Origin of the sequence: Streptococcus sp. HMSC078H03 (assembly GCF_001808655.1) — a bacterium.
In the GTDB taxonomy this organism is placed as follows: Bacteria; Bacillota; Bacilli; order Lactobacillales; family Streptococcaceae; genus Streptococcus; species Streptococcus salivarius_G.
In genome coordinates this window covers 458-697 of sequence record NZ_KV794097.1, presented here as the reverse complement: position 1 = coordinate 697, position 240 = coordinate 458, and the positions used below count along the sequence as shown (strand labels likewise).

Genomic DNA, 240 nt, shown 5'->3' with positions numbered 1-240 from the left:
CAGTAAGTGAATCAATTTCAGAATCACAATCAGTCTCAAATTCCGAGTCAGCATCAACAAGTGCCTCTGTCTCAGAATCACAATCAGTGTCTAATTCTGAATCAGCATCAGAAAGTGCGTCAGTTTCTGAATCACAGTCAGTCTCAAACTCCGAATCAGTCTCAGAAAGTGCATCAGTTTCAGCCTCACAATCCGTTGCAAACTCAGAATCAGCGTCAGTAAGTGAATCAATTTCAGAAT

1 pseudogene is annotated in these 240 nt (G+C 40.8%); it reads right to left on the bottom strand.

What is annotated here, in order from left to right:
* Positions 1 to 240, bottom strand: a pseudogene (locus tag HMPREF2607_RS10485) (fibrinogen-binding protein); the annotation flags it as partial.